Source organism: Achromobacter sp. GbtcB20 (assembly GCF_019091095.1).
Classification (GTDB): Bacteria; Pseudomonadota; Gammaproteobacteria; order Burkholderiales; family Burkholderiaceae_B; genus Achromobacter; species Achromobacter mucicolens.
Map to the genome: position 1 here is coordinate 1 of NZ_JAGXJZ010000660.1, position 257 is coordinate 257.

The 257-nt window shown below is 58.8% G+C and carries 1 pseudogene; it reads left to right on the plus strand.

Annotated features, from left to right (window positions below):
- Nucleotides 1-34: 34 nt before the first annotated feature.
- Nucleotides 35-257: pseudogene (locus KVT32_RS30620) on the plus strand (MFS transporter); the annotation flags it as partial.

Genomic DNA, 257 nt, shown 5'->3' on the forward strand with positions numbered 1-257 from the left:
CGCAGCGGCTCTGTACTTCCATCACGAAAGAGTTATGCAAACTTCGCAAGCGAAAAGTCCGTGGCTGTGGGTGCCGCCGCTCTATTTTGCCCAGGCCATTCCCTACGTGGTGGCGATGCAGCTGTCGGTCATCATGTACAAGGACCTGGGGATCTCGAACACCGACATCGCCTTCTATACCAGCCTGCTCTACCTGCCCTGGGTGATCAAGCCCCTGTGGTCGCCGGTGGTCGACATGTTCGGCACCAAGCGCGGCT